Below are 20124 nucleotides of genomic sequence, written 5' to 3' on the forward strand. Positions count from 1 at the left end.
ACGAATCAAGAAGCGAATATCCCATGTCCCAACGTTACGACCTGCCTCAACTGCTCGACATCATGGCCAGATTGCGCGACCCGAACGGGGGTTGCCCTTGGGATCTGAAGCAGAGTTTCCAGACCATAGTGCCGCACACCCTGGAGGAGGCCTATGAGGTAGCCGATGCCATCGAAACCCAGGATTGGGACGGATTAAAGGGTGAACTGGGCGATCTGCTGTTTCAGGTAGTATTCTACGCGCAGCTCGGCAAGGAACAGGGGCTGTTCGATTTCGCTGATATCGTCGATACGGTGAGCGAGAAGCTCATTCGCCGTCACCCCCATGTATTCTCGGATGCCGACCTTGGCGACGAGCAGGCGGTGAAGGTGAACTGGGAGGCAGAAAAAGCCAAAGAGCGGGCCGCGCTCGACAAGGAGAGCGTGCTGGACGACATCCCGCTCTCGCTGCCGGCCCTGACCCGCGCCGCCAAGATCCAGAAGCGCTGCGCCACCGTCGGCTTCGACTGGAAGACCCTGGGCCCGGTAGTGGACAAGATCCACGAGGAGATCGACGAGGTGATGGAAGAGGCGCTGATGGCCGACGTGGACGAAGCGCGAGTGAGCGATGAGCTCGGCGATCTCTTGTTCGCCACCGTCAATCTGGTGCGCCATCTGGGCAAGGATCCGGAGCAGGTATTGCGGGGCGCCAACGCCAAGTTCGAACGCCGGTTTCGTCAGGTTGAGCAGTTTATCGCCGCAGAAGGGCTGAAAGTGAGCGACTGTTCGTTGGAAAAGCTCGATGCCGCCTGGGACAGGGCCAAGGAAACCGAACAAAGTTGATTTGGCGCAAGATGGGGGCGCCGGGAGCCTGATAGATTTTTGTTCATTGTTTGGGAGAGGGGGTTTTGGTATACTGTTTCCCCGTCCTGCTTCATCCCCGAAGCACCCCTTAAAATTCCCTAAACTTCTTTCAGGTTCAGCATGACGACAAAATATATTTTTGTAACTGGTGGCGTTGTTTCATCCCTCGGCAAAGGCATTGCCGCAGCTTCTCTGGCAGCCATTCTGGAAGCCCGTGGTCTGGATGTGACCATCATGAAACTGGACCCCTATATCAACGTGGATCCGGGCACCATGAGCCCGACCCAGCACGGTGAAGTGTTCGTAACCGAGGACGGGGCCGAGACCGATCTGGACTTGGGCCACTACGAGCGTTTCATCCGTACCAAGATGACCCGCCGCAACAACTTCACCACCGGTCGCATCTATGCAGACGTGCTGCGCAAAGAGCGCCGTGGTGACTATCTGGGCGCCACCATTCAGGTGATCCCGCACATCACCAACGCCATCAAAGAGCGGGTGATTGCCGGTGCCGAAGGCCATCAGGTTGCCATCGTCGAAGTGGGCGGTACCGTGGGCGACATCGAGTCCCTGCCGTTCCTCGAGGCCATTCGTCAGCTGGCTGCCGAAGTGGGCCGCAACAATGCCATGTTCATGCACCTGACGCTGGTTCCTTACCTGGCTGCCGCCGGTGAAGTGAAGACCAAGCCGACCCAGCACTCCGTCAAAGAGCTGCTCTCCATCGGTATCCAGCCAGACGTGCTGATCTGCCGCTCCGACCGTGCCATTCCGGCCGTTGAGCGCGCCAAGATAGCCCTGTTCTGCAACGTGCCGGAGCGCGCCGTCATCTCCATGAAAGACGTCGACTCCATCTACAAGATCCCGGCACTGCTCAAGTCACAGAATCTGGACTCCTACTTCACCGAGCGTTTCGGTCTGGAGTGCAAGGAGGCCGATCTGGCCGAGTGGGAACAGGTCATCTATGAAGAGGCCAACCCGACCGCAGAAGTGACCATCGGCATGGTCGGCAAGTACGTATCCCTGCCGGATGCCTACAAGTCCGTCAACGAGGCGCTCAAGCACGGTGGCCTGAAGACCCGTCTGTCCGTCAACATCAAGTACATCGATTCCCAGGACATCGAGACCCGTGGCGCCGAGCTGCTGGAAGGTCTGGACGCGATCCTGGTGCCGGGTGGCTTCGGTGAGCGCGGTGTGGAAGGCAAAATTCAGGCGGCCCAGTATGCTCGCGAGAACAAGATCCCCTACCTGGGTATCTGCCTCGGCATGCAGGTGGCCATGATCGAATTCGCCCGCAACGTGGCAGGCATGGAAGGGGCTCACTCTTCCGAGTTCAAGAAGGATTGTGCCTATCCGGTGGTGGGTCTCATCACCGAGTGGGTGGATGACGAAGGCAACATCGAGACTCGTACCGAGAAGTCCGATCTGGGCGGTACCATGCGTCTGGGTTCCCAGCTCTGCCACCTGGTGGAAGGTTCCAAGGTACGCCAGATGTACGGCAGCCCGACCATTTACGAGCGCCACCGTCACCGTTATGAAGTGAACAACAAGTTGCTGCCGCAGATTGAAGCAGCAGGCCTGAAAGTGACCGGTCTCTCCGCCGACAAGAAGTTGGTGGAAATTATCGAGATCCCGGATCACCCTTGGTTCGTGGCCGCGCAGTTCCACCCGGAGTTCACCTCGACTCCCCGTGATGGCCACGCCCTGTTCGCCGGTTTTGTGAAGGCGGCAGGCGAGTATCAGAAGCGTAATCTGAAGTAATTGAAAATAAATGCGGTTGGGGCCCTGTGCCGCAGCCGCTTTTTTTGGCATATTTTTGTTGTTTTTTTACGAAACCTGAGGAAATACACATGTCCAAGATCGTTAAAGTGATCGGTCGTGAAATCATCGACTCCCGTGGTAACCCGACCGTTGAGGCCGAAGTTCACCTGGAAGGTGGTTTTGTTGGTATGGCAGCCGCTCCGTCTGGCGCGTCCACCGGTTCCCGCGAAGCGCTGGAACTGCGTGACGGCGACAAGAGCCGTTTCCTGGGTAAAGGCGTGCTGAAAGCCCTCGAAGCCGTAAACGGCCCGATCGCTCAAGCTCTGCTGGGTAAAGATGCCAAGGACCAGGCCACTGTCGACCAGATCATGATCGACCTCGACGGTACCGAGAACAAATCCAAGTTCGGCGCCAACGCCATCCTGGCTGTTTCCCTGGCCAACGCCAAAGCTGCCGCTGCTGCCAAAGGCATGCCGCTGTACGCCCACATCGCCGAGCTGAACGGCACCCCGGGTGTCTACTCCATGCCGCTGCCGATGATGAACATCATCAACGGTGGTGAGCACGCCGACAACAACGTCGACATCCAGGAGTTCATGATCCAGCCGGTTGGCGCCAAGACCCTGAAAGAAGCTGTCCGCATGGGCGCTGAAGTGTTCCACAACCTGGCCAAAGTGCTGAAGTCCAAGGGCTACAACACTGCCGTTGGTGACGAAGGTGGTTTCGCTCCGAACCTGAAATCCAACGCCGAAGCGCTGGAAGTGATCGCCGAAGCCGTTGCCGCTGCCGGTTACAAACTGGGCACCGACATCACCCTGGCTATGGACTGCGCTGCTTCCGAGTTCTACGACGCAGAGAAGAAAGAGTACAACCTGAAAGGCGAAGGTCGTGTCTTCACCTCCAACGGTTTCTCCGACTTCCTGGCTGACCTGACCACCAAGTTCCCGATCGTCTCCATCGAAGATGGCCTGGACGAGTCTGACTGGGACGGTTTCGCTTACCAGACTGCCGAGCTGGGCAAGAAAATCCAGATCGTGGGTGACGACCTGTTCGTAACCAACACCAAGATCCTGAAGCGCGGTATCGACAACGGCATCGCCAACTCCATCCTGATCAAGTTCAACCAGATCGGTTCCCTGACCGAAACTCTGGCTGCCATCAAGATGGCCAAAGACGCTGGCTACACTGCCGTCATCTCCCACCGCTCCGGTGAGACCGAAGACGCTACCATCGCCGACCTGGCCGTTGGTACCGCTGCTGGCCAGATCAAGACCGGTTCCATGAGCCGTTCTGACCGTGTTGCCAAGTACAACCAGCTGATCCGTATCGAAGAAGCGCTGGGTGCCAAGGCTCCGTTCCGTGGTCTGAAAGAAGTGAAGAACCAGGCTTAATTTTCGCCTGCTTCCACGCTTTGCAAAGCCCCGCCAATCGGCGGGGCTTTTTCGTTTCTGCTGCCGCCGCGGCGGGTTTCTGCATTTTTTATTCCGGCCCAACCCATCCGGGGCACAGGCTTTCTTTTGTCTTGCCTGCGAATATGGGAAACTAGGCCGCTTGAAGGAGACTCAGTGCATGCGGCTACTCACTCTTATCCTGCTTCTCCTGTTGGGGGGGCTTCAATATGACCTCTGGCTGGGGAAGAACGGCCTGTCTGACTATCATGAGCTGTCCGATGCCATCACCCGGCAGCAGCAGGACAATCTGGTACTCAAGGATCGCAACAACCTGATTTATCGCGAGATCGACGATCTGACCTCGGGCCTGGAAGCCATCGAGGAGCTGTCGCGCAACGATCTTGGCTACATCAAGCAGGGCGAGACCTTCTACCGGATCATCCCCAAGGACAAAGACAAGGGTTCCAGCTCCGGAGACGCAGCCTACGATGACTGATCTCCGCCCCGGGCTGACCGCCATCGTCCCGGCCGCGGGCATCGGCAGCCGAATGGGGGCCGAGTGCCCCAAACAGTATCTGCAGCTGGCGGGTCGAACCATTCTGGAACATACCCTGACCCGGCTGCTCTCCCATCCGGCCATCGCTCAGGTGATCGTGGCGCTGGCTCCCCATGACCGCTGGTTCGACACCCTGGCCGTGGCCGCCGATCCGAGGATCCTGCGAGTGGAAGGAGGCGCCGAGCGGGCCTTTTCCGTGCTCAATGCGTTGCATGTGGCCGCAGGGGAGTGGGTGCTGGTGCACGACGCCGCCCGCCCTTGTCTGACCCACGGCGATCTCGATGCCCTGATTGCCACCGCCATGGCCTGTGATGGCGCCATCCTCGGCAGCCGGGTGCGTGACACCATGAAGCGCTCCGACGGGGCGGGCAACATCCTCGCCACCGTCGATCGCGAGCAACTGTGGCATGCCCTGACCCCCCAGATGTTTCCCACCCGTCCTCTGCGGCGGGCACTGGAAGAGGGGCTGGCGCTGGGGGCCACCATCACCGACGAGGCCTCCGCCATGGAGCGTGCCGGTTTCACGGTGCGGATGGTGGAAGGACGAGCCGACAATATCAAGGTGACCCGGCCGGAGGATCTCTCTCTGGCGGGGCTCTATTTGCAGCAACAGAACGCGCGCCAGCCGGCGCAACCCGATTCACCCACAGAGGAGCTGGCATGATCCGGATTGGACATGGTTTTGATGTACACAAGTTTGGTGGGGTTGGCCCCTGCATGCTGGGCGGGGTGGCGGTGCCGTATGAGCAGGGCCTGCTGGCTCACTCCGATGGTGACGTGGTGCTGCACGCGGTGAGCGATGCCCTGCTTGGTGCCATCGGCGCCGGCGATATCGGCCGCCACTTTCCCGATACCGCCGCCGAGTTCAAGGGGATCGACAGCCGCATCCTGCTGCAGGACGTGTTTGTCCGGGTGCAGCAGTCAGGCTATGCCATCGGCAACCTGGATGTGACCATCATTGCCCAGGCACCCAAGATGGCACCGCATATCGAAGCCATGTGCGCCGTGCTGGCCGCCGATCTGCAATGTGATTTGAACCGGGTGAACGTCAAGGCGACCACCACCGAACAGCTGGGATTCACGGGGCGCAAGGAAGGGATCGCCACCGAAGCCGTCGTCTTACTGGTGAAACAATAATGCTGGAACAACTTGCCTATCTGCACGGGGCGCCGACTGCCCGCGGCATCCTCAAGGCACAAGCTGCCGATTTCGTGGTCAATGAAGATCTCGGGTTTGAACCCTGCGGCGAGGGGGAACACATCTTCGTCCGGGTGCGTAAAACCGGGGAGAATACCGCCTGGGTGGCTGGCCTGCTGGCCGATGCGGCCGGGGTCAACCGCAGTGCGGTGACCTGGGCCGGGCTGAAAGATCGCCACGCGGTGACCGAACAGTGGTTCGGCATTCATCTGCCGGGCAAGGCGGAACCGGACCTCTCCGTCATCGAGAGCGACAGCATCCAGATCCTGCAGGTGAAGCGCCACAACAAGAAGCTGCGGGTCGGCTATCTCAAGGGCAACCACTTCATCCTGCGCCTCACCGGGCTGGAGCAGGCCGACGGTCTGGAATCCCGCCTGCAGGCCATCGCTGAGCAGGGGGTGCCCAACTATTACGGCGAGCAGCGTTTTGGCCGTGGCGGCAACAACCTGGAGGCGGCCAAGGCGATGTTCGCCGGCAAGCGGATCAAGGATCGCAACAAGCGCTCCCTCTATCTCTCCGCTGCCCGCAGCATGCTGTTCAATGCCATCGTCAGTGCCCGCATCGAGCAGGGACTGGCCCATCAGCTGCTGGCCGGCGACTGTGTGATGCTCAAGGGCAGCCACTCCATCTTCAGCGAAGAGGGCGTAACTCCTGAGCTGGCGGCACGTCTCGCCTCCGGCGACGTGCAGCTCACCGCGCCCCAGTGGGGCCGTGGCCGGTTGGCCAGCCAGGGTGCCGCCGCCGAGTTCGAGCAGAGCGTGCTGGCCCCTTATCACGATTGGTGTGACGGCCTGGAAAAAGCCGGGCTGGACCAGGACCGCCGCCCGCTGCTGCTCAAGCCGCAAGCCATGAGCTGGCAGCTGGAGGGGACCGTGTTGATCCTGTCGTTCTTCCTGCCGGCCGGGGCGTTTGCCACCAGCGTGGTGCGCGAGTTAATGCAGGCCGAAGAGGCCGATCATGGTTTCAGGAATCAGTCCGATGAGAATTCTGGTCAGTAATGATGACGGTGTGCATGCCGAGGGCATAAGAGCCCTCAGCGAGGCGCTGACTGCCTGCGGCGAGGTCATCGTGGTGGCGCCGGATCGCAACCGCAGCGGCGCAAGTCATTCCCTGACGCTGGAAGTGCCGCTGCGGGTTACGCGCCTTGGCGAAACCGGCTTTAATGGCAGCGAGAGTTATGCGGTGAAGGGCACCCCGACCGACTGCGTGCACCTGGCGGTCAACGAGCTGGTACGCCCAGAGCCCGACATGGTGGTGGCCGGCATCAACCACGGTGCCAACCTGGGGGATGATGTCATCTACTCGGGCACGGTGGCGGCCGCAACCGAGGGACGCCACCTCGGCTTCCCCTCGCTGGCCATCTCGCTGGTAGGCAAGACCCATTTCGCCACGGCGGCCCACTACGCCGCCCAGCTGGTAAAGGGCATGATGGTACACCCACTGCCCGCCGATCAGATCCTCAACGTCAATGTGCCGGACCTGCCCCTCGACCAGATCAAGGGGATCAGGGTGACGCGCCTTGGCAATCGCCACCGGGCGGAGTCGGTCATATGCAGCGAGGATCCCCGTGGCCAGCCCATCTACTGGATCGGCCCGCCCGGCAGCCAGCAAGATGCGGGCGAAGGCACGGATTTCGCCGCCATCGAGCAGGGCTACGTCTCGATCACCCCCCTGACCATCGATATGACTGCCTACAGCAGTCTGGCGGGGCTGGGGGCTTGGTTGGACCTGCAGGGATGAAGGTGTGATAGTACAGCGCCTGTTAAACCAGCTGATCGCGCAGGACATTCGTGATTTCCGCGTACTCGCGGCGATTGCCAAGGTGCCGCGCCAGCTGTTCGTGGATGAAGCCATGGCCCACAAGGCCTGGGACAATACGGCGTTGCCCATCGGCCACGGTCAAACCATCTCGCAACCCTACATGGTGGCTCGGATGACCGAGCTGTTGATCCAGAACGATCCGGCCCATGTGCTGGAGATCGGCACTGGCTCGGGTTACCAGACGGCGGTGCTGGCTCATCTGGTAGAGCACGTCTATACGGTGGAGCGGATCAAGTCGCTGCAGTTCCAGGCCCGGCGCCGGCTGCGGCAGCTCGATCTGCACAATGTCTCCGCCAAGCACGGCAATGGCTGGTTGGGTTGGCCCAACAAGGGCCCCTTCGACGCCATTCTGGTGACGGCTGCCGCCAGCGAGGTGCCGACGGCCCTCACTGACCAGCTGGCCGATGGTGGCCGGCTGGTGTTGCCGGTGGGGGACAGCCAGCAGACCCTGCAGCTGATCGAGCGGTCGGGCTCCCAGCTGACCAGCCGGATCCTGGAGCCGGTCCGTTTCGTCCCCCTGATTGACGGAGATGTCGAGTGAAGTTGTTTTCCCGCCTCTATGTGCTGGTGATGCAGTGGGCACGTCACAAGTATGCCCCTTGGTATCTGGCGATCACCGCTTTCATCGAGTCGGTGTTCTGGCCCATTCCGGTGGACGTGATGCTGGCCCCCATGGCGCTGGCCAAACCGCACAAGGCCTGGCACTACGCCGCACTGGCGACCCTGTTCTCGGTGCTGGGCGCGCTGTTCGGCTATCTGCTCGGTTATGCCCTGTGGGAGCCGGTGGTCCAGCCGCTGGTGGTTTCGGTGGGTTATGAAGACAAGATTGCCCTGGCCCGGCAATGGTTCGAGCTGTGGGGCATCTGGGTGATTTTTATTGCCAGTTTCACGCCGATCCCCTACAAGGTGTTTACCGTGACGGCCGGCCTGTTGCAAATGGCACTGCTGCCCTTCATCGTGACCTCGCTGATCGGGCGTGGCATGCGCTTTTTCCTGGTAGCAGGCCTGATGCGCTGGGGTGGCGAGAAGATGGAGCGCAAGCTGATGCACTATGTGGATGTGCTGGGTTGGCTCTGTATTGGTTTGGCCGTTGTGGCCTATTTCTGGTTTAGTCTTTAAAGGATCCACTATGCGTTCGCGTGTTTGGCAAGGAAGCAGTGTCGTCGTGTTGTCATGGCTGCTGCTCGCTTGCTCTTCCAGTAAGACTGCTGCTCCGGTACAAGGATTGGGCAATGATGGTCTCGTCTCTACCATTCCGGCTCGCCAGATGGCGGCCCAGCCCGCCATTCAGGGCAACAGCTACACGGTGAAAAAAGGGGACACCCTCTACTCCATCGCCTTCAATTCGGGCAATGACGTGCCCTCGCTGGCCAGTCTCAACGGCATCAGCCCCCCCTACAACATCTATCCGGGTCAACAGATCCGGCTCGATGCCTCCGGCAGCACCATGGCCGTGACGCGCAGTGCAGGCACCTATCAGGTCCGTCCAGGGGACACGCTGAGCAGCATTGGCCGTCAGTTTGGCATGTCGAATCAGACATTGGCACAAAGCAACAATCTGCAGGCACCCTTTGCCCTCCAGGTCGGGCAGGTGCTGAATGTGCAGTCCGCCGGCAGCGGCAGTGGCCAGATGGTTGCGGCGACTCGCCCGGTGGTGACCCAGAGCTCCGGCCCCAAACCCCTGGCGCCAGCGACCTCAGGTACGACCACTCCATTTATCAAACAGAAAACGATTGCTCAGCCATCTTCAAAAGAATACGCTCAGGTAAAAGAACAAAAAACAGACAATTCCTACAGCAAGCTATCTTGGCACTGGCCTACCAAGGGTCGGATCGTCGAAGGTTTCTCTGTTGCAGAACAGGGTAACAAGGGCATAGATATCGCCGGTCAGAAGGGGCAACCCATCTACGCGGCGAGCGGCGGCAAAGTCGTCTATGCCGGTAGCGCACTGAGGGGTTATGGCAAGCTGATCATTCTCAAGCATGATGATGACTACCTCTCTGCTTACGCCCACAACGACGAGTTGCGAGTGAAGGAAGGGGACAGCGTCAAAGGCGGATCAGTCATTGCCAACATGGGTAGCACGGACGCGCCGGATGTGCGATTGCACTTTGAAATCCGGTACAGAGGCAAGTCGATTAATCCGATGAGCCATTTGCCAAAGCGTTAGACCCAGAGAGTTAAGTCTTACTCTGGTGCCGGTCAGGGAGACACGCCATGAGCCAAGAACAACTGGTGATGCAGGATGCAGAGTTAGAGTTCGACGAAGAGCTGGAGACCCACGAAGAGGAAGAGGTTCAGGAAGTCGCGGCCGAGGCCGAGGAGACGATTTCCGATGAACTGATGGCACCTGAACTGAACAAGGTGATGGACGCCACCCAGCTCTATCTCGGGGAGATTGGCTTCTCCCCGCTGCTCACCGCCGAAGAAGAAGTCTATTATGCCCGTCGTGCCTTGCGAGGTGACAAAGCAGCCCGCAAGCGCATGATCGAGTCCAATTTGCGACTGGTGGTCAAGATCGCCCGTCGCTACAACAATCGCGGCCTGGTGCTGCTCGATCTCATCGAAGAGGGCAACCTCGGCCTCATCCGCGCAGTCGAGAAATTCGATCCCGAGCGCGGCTTCCGTTTCTCTACCTATGCGACCTGGTGGATCCGTCAGACCATAGAGCGGGCCATCATGAATCAGACCCGTACCATTCGTCTGCCCATTCATGTGGTCAAGGAGCTAAACGTCTATCTGCGTACCGCCCGCGAACTCTCCCATCGGCTCGATCATGAACCGACGGCGGAAGATATCGCCTTCGCGCTGGATCGCTCGGTAGACGATGTGAATCGCATGCTCAAGCTCAACGAGAAGATCACCTCGGTCGACACCCCCATCGGTGGCGATCGCGACAAGGCGCTGCTGGATGTGCTCTCCGACGAGCGCGGCATGGGCCCTGAGCTGGAGTCCCAAGATGACGACATGCGCGCCAGCATAGTGCACTGGCTGGAGGAGCTGAACCCCAAGCAGCGCGAAGTGCTGGCCCGTCGCTTCGGTCTGCTCGGCTATGAGCCGGCGACTCTGGAAGACGTGGGCGCAGAGATTGGACTGACCCGCGAGCGGGTTCGCCAGATCCAGGTAGAAGGGCTGCGCCGCTTGCGGGAGATCCTGCTGGGGCAGGGGCTTTCCATCGAGGCGCTGTTCCGTACCAACTAAGGGTTGCTAGTGAGAGAGGATGCTTACCAAGTAAAACAAAAAGGGGCCAAAGGCCCCTTTTTCATGCTGGCAGGATCCGCTGGATCAAATCGGATCCAGGGTATCCAGCGGCCAGCGCGGCACAGCCTTGACCGCCAGCGGCTCGAACACGCCCGCCTTCAGACGCTGCATACCGGCATAGGCGATCATGGCGCCGTTATCAGTGCAATATTCGGTGCGCGGGTAGAACACTTCCCCCTTGAGGCTCTCCATCAGCTCGGCCAGCTGGGCGCGCAGATGACGGTTGGCACTGACGCCGCCAGCTACCACCAGGCGATTGAGGCCGGTCTCCTTCAAGGCACGGCGACACTTGATGGCCAGGGTGTCGACTACCGCGTCTTCAAACGCTCTGGCGATATCGGCACGGGTCTGTTCATCATCACCGTTGGCTGCGATGGTGTTGGCGGCAAAGGTCTTGAGGCCGGAGAAGCTCATGTCGAGCCCGGGACGGTCGGTCATGGGACGTGGGAAGGTGAAGCGCCCGGTGGTGCCCTTCTCCGCCAGCCGGGAGAGTAGAGGGCCGCCTGGGTAATCCAATCCCATCAGCTTGGCCGTCTTGTCGAAGGCCTCGCCGGCAGCATCATCGATCGACTCGCCCAGCAGCTGATAGCTGCCGATGCCATCGACCCGTACCAGCATGGAGTGGCCGCCGGAGACCAGCAGCGCCACGAAGGGAAACTCGGGGGCTCGCTCTTCCAGCATGGGGGCCAGCAGGTGGCCTTCCATGTGGTGCACGGCAATGGCCGGTTTGTTCCAGGCCATCGCCAGCGAGCGGCCTATGGTGGCTCCCACCAGAATGGCGCCAACCAGGCCCGGACCTGCGGTGTAGGCGATGCCGTCGATGTCGTCCTTGCCCAGTCCCGCCTCTCGCAACGCGGCCTGGATCAAGGGGATCGTCTTGCGGACGTGATCCCGGCTGGCCAGCTCGGGAACGACGCCGCCGTAGTCCGCATGCAGCTTGACCTGGCTATACAACTGGTGGGAAAGGATCCCTTTTTGATCGTCGAAGATCGCGATCCCGGTTTCGTCACAGGATGTCTCTATGCCCAATACACGCATTGCTAAAAAATTTCACTGCTAAAATGAGACGGCTATGGTAACCTTCGCGGGTTTTTTAAACCAGAGCGATCTCTGCGGGTTTACTTTCATTCCCTGTCCAGAGTATAATTTCGCACCATTTTAAGACATGCTGATCGATTGAAGATCAGCTAACAATTTATCACTGAGGTGAAAGGCACATGCCAGTAATCAAAGTCCGTGAAAATGAGCCGTTTGACGTTGCTCTGCGTCGCTTCAAGCGTTCTTGCGAAAAAGCCGGTATCCTGTCCGAAGTTCGTAGCCGTGAGTTCTACGAGAAGCCGACTACCATTCGCAAGCGTGCCAAAGCGTCTGCCGTTAAGCGTCACGCCAAGAAGCTGTCCCGCGAAAACGCACGTCGTATCCGCCTGTACTAATCAAGGGTCATGCCGTGTCGCTGAAGGATCAACTCAAGGATCAACAAAAACTCGCCATGCTTGCCAAAGACAAGGCTCGCTTGGGAGCGATCCGTTTGTTGATGGCTGAAATCAAGCAACGTGAAGTTGATACCCGTGTCGAGCTCAATGATCAGGATATCCTCGCTGTGGTGACCAAAATGGTCAAACAGCGTCGTGATTCCATCAGTCAATTTGAAGCTGCCGGTCGCCAGGATCTTGCCGACAAAGAGTCCGCAGAGATCGTTGTGTTGCAGGAGTTCCTGCCGCAACAGCTGACCGCAGACGAAATTGCCGCACTGATTGAGCAAGCCATCGCTGAAAGTGGTGCTGCCATCATGGCTGACATGGGCAAAGTCATGGCTGTCTTGAAGCCGAAAATTCAGGGGCGTGCCGATGTCGGCGCCGTCAGTGCTCAGGTGAAAACCCGCTTGGCGTAACAGGCAACTCTCTTGTTTGGTCAAAGAAGCCGTGCTTCCCTGGGAATGCGCGGCTTTTTTATTTTCTATGCAATGAAACAGGACGGTTATGGCAGGCAGGATCCCACAATCCTTCATCGATGATCTGCTCGTACGCACCGATATCGTCGAGTTGATCGACTCGCGGGTGCGGCTGAAGAAAGCCGGTAAGAACTACCAGGCTTGCTGCCCTTTTCATAATGAAAAAAGCCCCTCTTTTACTGTCAGTCAGGAGAAGCAGTTCTATCACTGCTTCGGTTGCGGTGCTCACGGCAATGCCATCGGCTTTGTCATGGAGTATGACGGGCTCGAATTTCCCGATGCCATTGAGGAGCTTGCCAGCCTGCATGGTATGCAGGTTCCCCGTGAGCAGACTGCAGGTGGGGCTAGCAGCAGCCAACCAGCGGTCAGCAAGGATCTGTTCGAGCTGATGAACCAGATTGCCCGCTTCTACGAGAGCAATCTCAAGAACGCGCCGCAGGCGGTGGAATACCTGAAGGGACGCGGTCTGACCGGTGAAGTGGTCAAGCGCTTCAATATTGGTTATGCCCCTGCCGATTGGGATCAGGTGCGTCGGCGCTTTGGCGCCAGCCGGGAGCACGAGCAGTTGCTCATCTCTGGCGGCATGCTGATCACTCGTGACAGCGGCCCGGGCAGCTATGATCGCTTTCGCGATCGCATCATGTTCCCGATCCGTGACAAGCGTGGCCGGGTCATCGGTTTCGGTGGCCGGGTGCTGGGGGAGGGGACGCCCAAATATCTGAACTCGCCGGAAACACCCATCTTCCACAAGGGACGGGAGTTGTTCGGCCTTTACGAGGTCAAGCAGGCACACAAGGATCCGCGCCGGATCCTTGTGGTAGAAGGCTATATGGATGTGGTGGCACTCGGCCAGTACGAGATCGATTATGCGGTGGCGGCGCTGGGCACCGCGACCACCAGCGACCATATCCATACCCTGTTTCGCACCACGGCCGAGGTCGTCTGTTGCTACGACGGCGACAACGCCGGTCGGGAAGCGGCCTGGCGGGCGCTTGACAACGCGCTCTCCCACCTACAGGACGGCCGTGAACTCAAGTTCGTCTTTTTGCCGGATGGCGAGGATCCCGACTCGCTGGTTCGTCAGATCGGCAAGGAGGGATTCGAAGCTCTGCTCGACAAGGCCCAGCCCTTCGCCGACTTCATGTTTGAGCGTCTCGGGCGCGATGCGGCTCTTTCCGGTGAAGCGGGCAAGTTTGAAGTGGCCAACAAGGCCGCCGAGCTGATCCGGCGAGTCCCGGAAGGGTTCACGCGCGAGGGGTTGATCACCCGCCTCTCCAGCATGATGCGTTGGGGGGAGAACAAGCAGCGGATCGACGAACTGTTTGCCCGCAACAGTCAGCCGAAGGCCGAGGTCAACAAACCCAAGGCAGCCAAGTTGACACCGCTGCGCCGGGCGCTGGCATTGATGGTGCAGTATCCGGCGATCACGGCCGAACTGCCGGCCATGCCTGAACTGGCCGGATTGCGTCTGCAGGGCATCAGATTCCTGCTGCAGCTGCATCAACAGATCCTGACTCAGCCCGAGGTCACGACGGGCATCCTGCTGGAACACTGGCGTGGCACCAAAGAGGGAGAGATCCTAGCGCAACTGGCTATGCACGATCTATTTGAAGAGGTAAAACTCGACCAGGAGCCGGATATTCTGGGAGAATTGCAGGATACTTTCGTCGGTTTCATCAACCTGTTCCTGAAGCAGCGCATCGAGGAATTGCAGGCCAAGGTGGCGCAGGAAGGGCTAAGCTCTGAGGAAACTCAGGAGCTGATGATGCTGATCAGAGAGGTGCAAATTGAGAAAAGAAATGAGAGTGGGGCTTGATATTTGAGTGATTAACCCCAATATGAATACCGTTGCCCGAATCGACGGGATTAAAAGCAAACATTTTATAACCGCCTGGCCCCGACAATACTGCGGGCAGGGGTTTCTCATGACCGACGCCGCAACCAGACATAGCATGTCTGGCGGTTTTCTATTAGAATTGGCTATTTGCGCAGCAGCGCACTGTACGCGCAACCTAGCAACACCAACCGGATGAGTTCTATGGAGCAAACCCCGCAGTCTCAGCTTAAACTCCTCGTTGCCAAAGGTAAAGAACAGGGCTACCTGACCTATGCCGAGGTGAACGATCACCTCCCGCAAGACATTGTCGACTCTGACCAGATCGAAGACATCATCCAGATGATCAACGACATGGGCATTCAAGTGGTGGAAAACGCCCCGGATGCCGATGACCTTATCATGGCTGAAGGTGGTACCGCCGATGAGGACGCTGCCGAAGCAGCGGCCCAGGCACTGGCATCTGTTGAATCCGAGATTGGTCGTACGACCGATCCCGTCCGCATGTACATGCGGGAAATGGGTACCGTCGAACTGTTGACTCGCGAAGGCGAAATCGACATCGCCAAGCGCATCGAAGACGGTATCAACCAGGTACAGAGTTCCGTCGCCGAGTACCCGGAAGCGATTACCTATCTGCTTGAGCAATACGACAAATACGAAGCGGAACAGCTGCGTCTGTCCGACATCATTTCCGGCTTCATCGATCCCAACGAGACCGACGACGTCGCACCGACCGCCACTCACATCGGCTCCGAGCTCAGCGAAGAAGATCTGGCTGACGAAGACGAAGACGAAGATGAAGACGAAGACGGTGATGGTGATGACTCCGACGATGATGGTGACGGTGGTCCGGACCCGGAAGTCGCTCGCGAGAAGTTCGGTGATCTGCGCGCCCAGTACGAAGTAACTCGTCTCTCCATTCAGCAGAATGGTCGTGCGCACGAAGATACTCAGGCTGCGATTGCCCAGCTGGCCGATGTATTCCGTCAATTCCGCCTGATGCCCAAGCAGTTCGATCGCCTGGTCAACAACATGCGCGAGATGATGGAGCGAGTCCGCGTGCAGGAACGCATCATCATGAAACTCTGCGTTGAGCAGGCCAAGATGCCGAAGAAGACCTTCGTCGCGGCCTTCACCAACAACGAGTGCGAAACTGCCTGGTTCGAGTACCAGAAGCAGGCCGGCAAGGCCTGGTCACCGCGTCTGGTCGAGATGGACGAAGATGTGCTGCGCGCCATCGGCAAGCTTCAGCAGATCGAGGAAGAGACCGGTCTGTCCATCGCCCAGATCAAGGACATCAACCGTCGCATGAGCATCGGTGAGGCCAAGGCCCGCCGCGCCAAGAAAGAGATGGTCGAGGCCAACCTGCGTCTGGTTATCTCCATCGCCAAGAAGTACACCAACCGTGGTCTGCAGTTCCTGGATCTGATCCAGGAGGGCAACATCGGTCTGATGAAGGCGGTAGACAAGTTTGAATACCGTCGTGGCTACAAGTTCTCGACCTATGCGACCTGGTGGATCCGTCAGGCCATTACCCGCTCCATCGCGGATCAGGCCCGAACCATCCGTATCCCGGTACACATGATCGAGACCATCAACAAGCTCAACCGTATCTCCCGTCAGATGCTGCAGGAGATGGGTCGTGAACCGAACCCGGAAGAGCTGGCCATGCGCATGGGCATGCCGGAAGACAAGATCCGTAAGGTATTGAAGATCGCCAAAGAGCCCATATCCATGGAGACGCCCATCGGTGATGATGAAGATTCCCACTTGGGTGACTTCATCGAAGATACCACCCTGGCTCTGCCAGCGGATGCTGCCACTAGCGAGAGCCTGCGCAACGCCACCCGCGAAGTGCTGGCCGGCCTGACCGCCCGCGAGGCCAAGGTACTGCGCATGCGCTTCGGTATCGACATGAACACTGACCACACCCTCGAGGAAGTGGGCAAGCAGTTCGACGTTACCCGTGAGCGTATTCGTCAGATCGAAGCCAAGGCGCTGCGCAAGCTGCGCCACCCGAGCCGCTCCGAAGTACTGCGCAGTTTCCTGGACGAGTAATTCCGGGCGGGTCCAACCCGTAACCGCTGCCAAAAAGCCCCGCCATGCGGGGCTTTGTTTTATCCGTGGCGACGGCGTCGTGAAGATGAGTCACGGAACCGCTTGAATATGGATGAAATCTCGCCAAGTGGTTGATATGCCTATGGACGGGGTATTCGCCATCCCCTATAATCCACGCCGCAAACCAGTATCAATGGCCCCTTAGCTCAGTTGGTCAGAGCAGTCGACTCATAATCGATTGGTCGTGGGTTCAAGTCCCCCAGGGGCCACCATTTTCAGACAAAGCCGCTCTCTTGAGCGGCTTTGTCGTTTCTGGCGTTCACCGGCGCTGACCTCTAGGCATGCGCTCCATAGTGCGGCCCATCGTGCGGGTCTATAGTGCAATTCAAACAGCCAGAACCGGACAAGGTTTCGCACCGAGAGGCGTTGCAAAGCCTCGCTGTGGCAGCTTTCTGCAAGAGTAAGGGGATGGCCTGATCCTCTCGCCCGAGCCTGCCGGGCAGGTTGGTCATGTGATCATGCTGTTCGGCTTGTGTGCAGTGGGCTGCTCGCGCCTTTTCTCGGCGTCGAGGGATGGCATGGTTTGAGATGAGCCTGGACATGGCGCCAGAGTATCAGCCTGCTGAGCGGCCTGTTGGAGGCGGTGGCATGACGCCATAAAAAAGGCCTCCCGCCGATGGTGGGAGGCCTGGTTCAGTGCTTCAGGGTATGGTGACCGAGCGTAGCCTTACTGGGCGTTCAGGCTGTAGGCCAGCGTCTGGTCGTTGAAGCGCACCACATAGACACCGACCAGTGCTGTGGTGATGTCGGCGCCAGCCTGCTCGGCCACACCGTCCCTGTTGGTGTCGCCGTAGTTCTGGGTCCAGTCGCCCTTGACGTCGAACTTGAAGCGCTGACCGCCGTTGCCATCGCCGCTACCGGTGAAGGTGACGCTGGCCTGCCAGAGGTGATCGCCTACCAGCGACATGGGGGTGGACCCCCAGTTGTTGGTGGTGCCGCGAATGTTGAGGCTGGCGAAGTTCTTCGCGTAGCCGACGCTGACCGGGGTCAGGCTGTATTGCAGGGTCTGATCGTTGAAGCGTACCCGATACTGGCCGGTAACCGAGGTCAGGATGTCACTGCCGGCCAGTTCGGCCACTCCATCCTTGTTGGTGTCACCATAGTTCTTGCTCCAGTCCCCCTTGACGTCGAACTTGAAGCGCTGGTTTGCCTGACCATTGAAAGTGACCAGAGCCTCCCACTGGTTGTCGGCGACCAGCGTCATGGCAAGGGAGCCCCAGGCATTGGGAGTGCCGCGGAAATTCAGGGTAGGCAGCACGCTGGTGTAGGTGCCGTTGTCGTCGGTGACGGTCACGGTAGCGCTGGCACTGGCGGTCAACCCTTCCGCATCGGTCACGGTGACCGTCACGGTATAGGTACCCGGGGTATCGAACCGGACCGTCTCCGTGGCGGCGGTGCCACCGCTGGACCAGCTGTAGCTCACCACGCCCCCGTCGTCGTGGGAGGCGGAGGCATCGAACACCACGCTCTCACCCGCCTTGACGCTGAGGGTCTTGGGAGAGAGGGCGGCCACCGGCGCCTGGTTGCTGGTGAGGGGGGTGACCGTGTAGCGCAGATCGCTTTCGTTCAGGGTGATGCGGTAGCTGCCCGCTCCGCTGACCAAGATATCCTTGCTGCTGCCCTTGTCGGCGATGCCATCCCCTTCGTTGTCGCCGTAGTTTTCGGCCCAGTTGCCGAAGACGTCGAACTTGAAGCGCTGGGCGCCGGTGGCATCACCGTTGCCGGTCAGGGTGAGGGTGGCTGACCAGACACGGTTGGCATCGACGGTCATGGGGGTGTTGCCCCAGGCATTGTGGGTACCGCGCAGGTTCATGCTGCTGAACTTGGTGCCCGGCAGGGCGGAACCACCGCAGGGGCTGGCCTTGGTGCAACCGGCGATGATGGCTGCCGCCTTCATGCCGGGCACATTCAGGCTGGCCTTGCCACTGCCGTCGACGGTGACATAGCCGCCGCTGCAGTAGTCATTGCCGCCCAAGAGGTTGCAGTACTCACCAGCCGGCAGGGCGGTCTGCAGCGAGGCCACCAGGCTGCCGCTCTCGTTGTTGATGGCGACGAAGCCCTTGTCACCGCGGCCGAAAGCGATCTGGTTGTTGCCGTTGTCCCACCAGTTGCTGACCGGCTGGCCTTCGGTCCGGTTGTGGAACAGGGCCATGTTCATGATGGTCGGCCGGCGCTGTTCGCAGTTCCACTGGCTGTCCGTGCAAGGTGTGCTGCCCGGTGCCCCCTTGTCGGTTTCATAGGTGCTCATGTTTTCGAAGCGATAGCCCGACATCACCTGCTTCCAGCCATAGGGCCAGGCGATCATGAAGGTGTTGGCCAGATCGTAGCGAGCACCGCTCATGAAGGTGAGCATGCCGCCCCCGCCGTGGCCGCGTTCGCGGTCGTGGTTGACCACGAAGACGAAGGCCTTAGCGGAGGGGAGCAGGCCCCAGCTTTCGCCCAGCGTCTTGAGGTTCTTGATCTGGCCGTTGAAGTTGGCGGCCAGATCGGTGCCGTATTTGAAGTCGGTGACGGTATCGATGTATGTGTAGCGCCCGGGCTGGATGTCGGGAGACTCCCCGCCTGCGCCGATCACCTCCAGGTAGGCCTTGGGGCTGCCCGCCTTGTCGAGAATGGCCTTCACGTCGGTCGGGGCCATGTGCTTGGCCGCATCGATACGAAAGCCCGCCACGCCCCAGCCGAGCAGGGTCTTCATGTAGGTGGCGATCTGATCCTGCACGTAGGGAGAGCCGGTATTGAGGTCCGGCATGCCGTAGAGGGCGCCATTCCAGACGTTGTTGCTGTCACCGTAGTTGGTGATGTCGCCGCTGTGGTGGAAGTCGTTGTAGCCGAACTGGGGATACTGGTACTGCCCCGCGTTGTAGCTGCCGCCACCGGTGGCGGTGCCTGAGCCCGATGCCAGCTGGTTGAAGACGGCGTCGGCATAGACCTTGACCCCGGCTGCGTTGCAGCGGGCGATCATGCTTCTGAGTTCCGCCTCGCTACCGCCGAAGCTGTTGAAATTCTTGAAGCTGACGGGTTGATAGACGGTCCACCAAACCTGGCTGCCCTGCTTGTGCTCGGCGGGTGGGGTGATCTGGACTCCTCCGAACCCCTTGGGTCCGAGCACGGTTTCGCACTCGTTGGCGATGTCGTTGAACTTCCATTGGAACAGGTGAACCATGACCCCTTCGGCGGTGGCAGTGTGGCTGAAAGAGCCGAGTGCCGCCGTCAGCAGGGCGGTTCGAAGCAGTGTGCTGTGCATGACGATTTTCCCTTCGATCTTGTTATTGACATATCACTGTCTTGTAGTCGAACGGACAACGAACAACCTCGTTCAGCTCAGTAGCATTCATGAAATTGAAGTGGTTGAAAATCGAACAGTCTGAATTAATTAAGAAATGTGAATGAAA

18 protein-coding genes and 1 tRNA gene are annotated in these 20124 nt (G+C 59.4%); 17 read left to right on the forward strand and 2 right to left on the reverse strand.

The window, feature by feature from the left end; all coding sequences use genetic code 11:
- The first annotated feature begins 23 nt into the window (after nt 1-23).
- From mazG to rpoS, 12 genes are all read left to right on the forward strand, one after another.
- Complete coding sequence (mazG, locus tag AHA_RS04130) at nt 24-821, forward strand: nucleoside triphosphate pyrophosphohydrolase (RefSeq protein ID WP_011704767.1); 798 nt, start codon at nt 24-26, stop codon at nt 819-821.
- A 141-nt stretch (nt 822-962) separates the two neighbouring features.
- Nucleotides 963-2600, forward strand: coding sequence for a glutamine hydrolyzing CTP synthase (pyrG, locus tag AHA_RS04135; RefSeq protein WP_011704768.1), 1638 nt, complete (start codon nt 963-965; stop codon nt 2598-2600).
- Between the two features lie 89 nt (nt 2601-2689).
- The gene (gene eno, locus AHA_RS04140) at nt 2690-3991 is read left to right on the forward strand and encodes a phosphopyruvate hydratase (protein WP_011704769.1); all 1302 of its coding nucleotides are present in this window, start codon (nt 2690-2692) and stop codon (nt 3989-3991) included.
- Between the two features lie 178 nt (nt 3992-4169).
- A complete protein-coding gene (ftsB, locus tag AHA_RS04145) occupies nt 4170-4487 on the forward strand; it encodes a cell division protein FtsB (RefSeq protein ID WP_011704770.1) in 318 nt (105 codons plus the stop codon).
- Nucleotides 4480-5211, forward strand: a complete 732-nt coding sequence (gene ispD, locus AHA_RS04150) for a 2-C-methyl-D-erythritol 4-phosphate cytidylyltransferase (RefSeq protein WP_011704771.1) — start codon at nt 4480-4482, stop codon at nt 5209-5211. Before ftsB ends, ispD begins: the two co-directional genes overlap by 8 nt.
- Nucleotides 5208-5684 carry a 2-C-methyl-D-erythritol 2,4-cyclodiphosphate synthase gene (ispF, locus tag AHA_RS04155; protein ID WP_011704772.1) on the forward strand — a complete coding sequence of 159 codons (477 nt, stop codon included), beginning with the start codon at nt 5208-5210 and terminating at the stop codon, nt 5682-5684. The genes ispD and ispF overlap by 4 nt, the downstream gene beginning before the upstream one ends.
- On the forward strand, nt 5684-6742 hold the full coding sequence (gene truD, locus AHA_RS04160; protein ID WP_011704773.1) for a tRNA pseudouridine(13) synthase TruD: 1059 nt from the start codon (nt 5684-5686) through the stop codon (nt 6740-6742). Before ispF ends, truD begins: the two co-directional genes overlap by 1 nt.
- Nucleotides 6723-7484 (forward strand): 5'/3'-nucleotidase SurE, encoded by a 762-nt coding sequence (gene surE / locus AHA_RS04165; RefSeq protein WP_011704774.1) that lies wholly within the window; start codon nt 6723-6725, stop codon nt 7482-7484. The genes truD and surE overlap by 20 nt, the downstream gene beginning before the upstream one ends.
- A gap of 4 nt (nt 7485-7488) precedes the next feature.
- Nucleotides 7489-8106, forward strand: a complete 618-nt coding sequence (locus AHA_RS04170) for a protein-L-isoaspartate(D-aspartate) O-methyltransferase (RefSeq protein WP_011704775.1) — start codon at nt 7489-7491, stop codon at nt 8104-8106.
- Entirely contained in the window at nt 8103-8684 is a 582-nt protein-coding gene (locus AHA_RS04175) for a YqaA family protein (protein WP_164927549.1), read from the forward strand. Before AHA_RS04170 ends, AHA_RS04175 begins: the two co-directional genes overlap by 4 nt.
- A gap of 10 nt (nt 8685-8694) precedes the next feature.
- On the forward strand, nt 8695-9735 hold the full coding sequence (locus AHA_RS04180) for a peptidoglycan DD-metalloendopeptidase family protein (RefSeq protein ID WP_081398938.1): 1041 nt from the start codon (nt 8695-8697) through the stop codon (nt 9733-9735).
- A 47-nt stretch (nt 9736-9782) separates the two neighbouring features.
- Nucleotides 9783-10766: an RNA polymerase sigma factor RpoS gene (rpoS, locus tag AHA_RS04185; RefSeq protein ID WP_011704778.1), complete on the forward strand. Its 984-nt coding sequence runs from the start codon at nt 9783-9785 to the stop codon at nt 10764-10766.
- Between the two features lie 84 nt (nt 10767-10850).
- On the opposite strand, the gene tsaD is transcribed toward rpoS, so the two are convergent.
- The gene (gene tsaD / locus AHA_RS04190) at nt 10851-11864 is read right to left on the reverse strand and encodes a tRNA (adenosine(37)-N6)-threonylcarbamoyltransferase complex transferase subunit TsaD (protein WP_011704779.1); all 1014 of its coding nucleotides are present in this window, start codon (nt 11862-11864) and stop codon (nt 10851-10853) included.
- A gap of 179 nt (nt 11865-12043) precedes the next feature.
- Here tsaD and rpsU point away from each other — a divergent pair, with 179 nt between their 5' ends.
- The 5 genes from rpsU to AHA_RS04215 all read left to right on the forward strand — a co-directional run bounded on the left by rpsU (nt 12044) and on the right by AHA_RS04215 (nt 16944).
- The gene (rpsU, locus tag AHA_RS04195; protein WP_005309452.1) at nt 12044-12259 is read left to right on the forward strand and encodes a 30S ribosomal protein S21; all 216 of its coding nucleotides are present in this window, start codon (nt 12044-12046) and stop codon (nt 12257-12259) included.
- 14 nt (nt 12260-12273) lie between these two features.
- Complete coding sequence (locus AHA_RS04200) at nt 12274-12717, forward strand: GatB/YqeY domain-containing protein (RefSeq protein WP_011704780.1); 444 nt, start codon at nt 12274-12276, stop codon at nt 12715-12717.
- 88 nt (nt 12718-12805) lie between these two features.
- Nucleotides 12806-14593, forward strand: coding sequence for a DNA primase (gene dnaG / locus AHA_RS04205; RefSeq protein WP_011704781.1), 1788 nt, complete (start codon nt 12806-12808; stop codon nt 14591-14593).
- Nucleotides 14594-14776: 183 nt separating this feature from the next.
- Complete coding sequence (rpoD, locus tag AHA_RS04210) at nt 14777-16672, forward strand: RNA polymerase sigma factor RpoD (RefSeq protein WP_263642045.1); 1896 nt, start codon at nt 14777-14779, stop codon at nt 16670-16672.
- Between the two features lie 195 nt (nt 16673-16867).
- Nucleotides 16868-16944: transfer RNA gene (locus tag AHA_RS04215), tRNA-Ile, on the forward strand.
- 455 nt (nt 16945-17399) lie between these two features.
- On the opposite strand, the gene AHA_RS04220 is transcribed toward AHA_RS04215, so the two are convergent.
- On the reverse strand, nt 17400-19976 hold the full coding sequence (locus tag AHA_RS04220; RefSeq protein ID WP_011704783.1) for an alpha amylase C-terminal domain-containing protein: 2577 nt from the start codon (nt 19974-19976) through the stop codon (nt 17400-17402).
- Nucleotides 19977-20124 lie beyond the last annotated feature (148 nt).

This window comes from Aeromonas hydrophila subsp. hydrophila ATCC 7966, assembly GCF_000014805.1.
Lineage (GTDB): Bacteria > Pseudomonadota > Gammaproteobacteria > Enterobacterales > Aeromonadaceae > Aeromonas > Aeromonas hydrophila.

Coding starts and splice junctions, on each gene's coding strand:
- mazG (WP_011704767.1), top strand. CDS start 24: ATGTCCCAACGTTACGACCTGCCTCAACTGCTCGACATCATGGCCAGA.
- pyrG (WP_011704768.1), top strand. CDS start 963: ATGACGACAAAATATATTTTTGTAACTGGTGGCGTTGTTTCATCCCTC.
- eno (WP_011704769.1), top strand. CDS start 2,690: ATGTCCAAGATCGTTAAAGTGATCGGTCGTGAAATCATCGACTCCCGT.
- ftsB (WP_011704770.1), top strand. CDS start 4,170: ATGCGGCTACTCACTCTTATCCTGCTTCTCCTGTTGGGGGGGCTTCAA.
- ispD (WP_011704771.1), top strand. CDS start 4,480: ATGACTGATCTCCGCCCCGGGCTGACCGCCATCGTCCCGGCCGCGGGC.
- ispF (WP_011704772.1), top strand. CDS start 5,208: ATGATCCGGATTGGACATGGTTTTGATGTACACAAGTTTGGTGGGGTT.
- truD (WP_011704773.1), top strand. CDS start 5,684: ATGCTGGAACAACTTGCCTATCTGCACGGGGCGCCGACTGCCCGCGGC.
- surE (WP_011704774.1), top strand. CDS start 6,723: ATGAGAATTCTGGTCAGTAATGATGACGGTGTGCATGCCGAGGGCATA.
- AHA_RS04180 (WP_081398938.1), top strand. CDS start 8,695: ATGCGTTCGCGTGTTTGGCAAGGAAGCAGTGTCGTCGTGTTGTCATGG.
- rpoS (WP_011704778.1), top strand. CDS start 9,783: ATGAGCCAAGAACAACTGGTGATGCAGGATGCAGAGTTAGAGTTCGAC.
- tsaD (WP_011704779.1), bottom strand. CDS start 11,864: ATGCGTGTATTGGGCATAGAGACATCCTGTGACGAAACCGGGATCGCG.
- rpsU (WP_005309452.1), top strand. CDS start 12,044: ATGCCAGTAATCAAAGTCCGTGAAAATGAGCCGTTTGACGTTGCTCTG.
- dnaG (WP_011704781.1), top strand. CDS start 12,806: ATGGCAGGCAGGATCCCACAATCCTTCATCGATGATCTGCTCGTACGC.
- AHA_RS04220 (WP_011704783.1), bottom strand. CDS start 19,976: ATGCACAGCACACTGCTTCGAACCGCCCTGCTGACGGCGGCACTCGGC.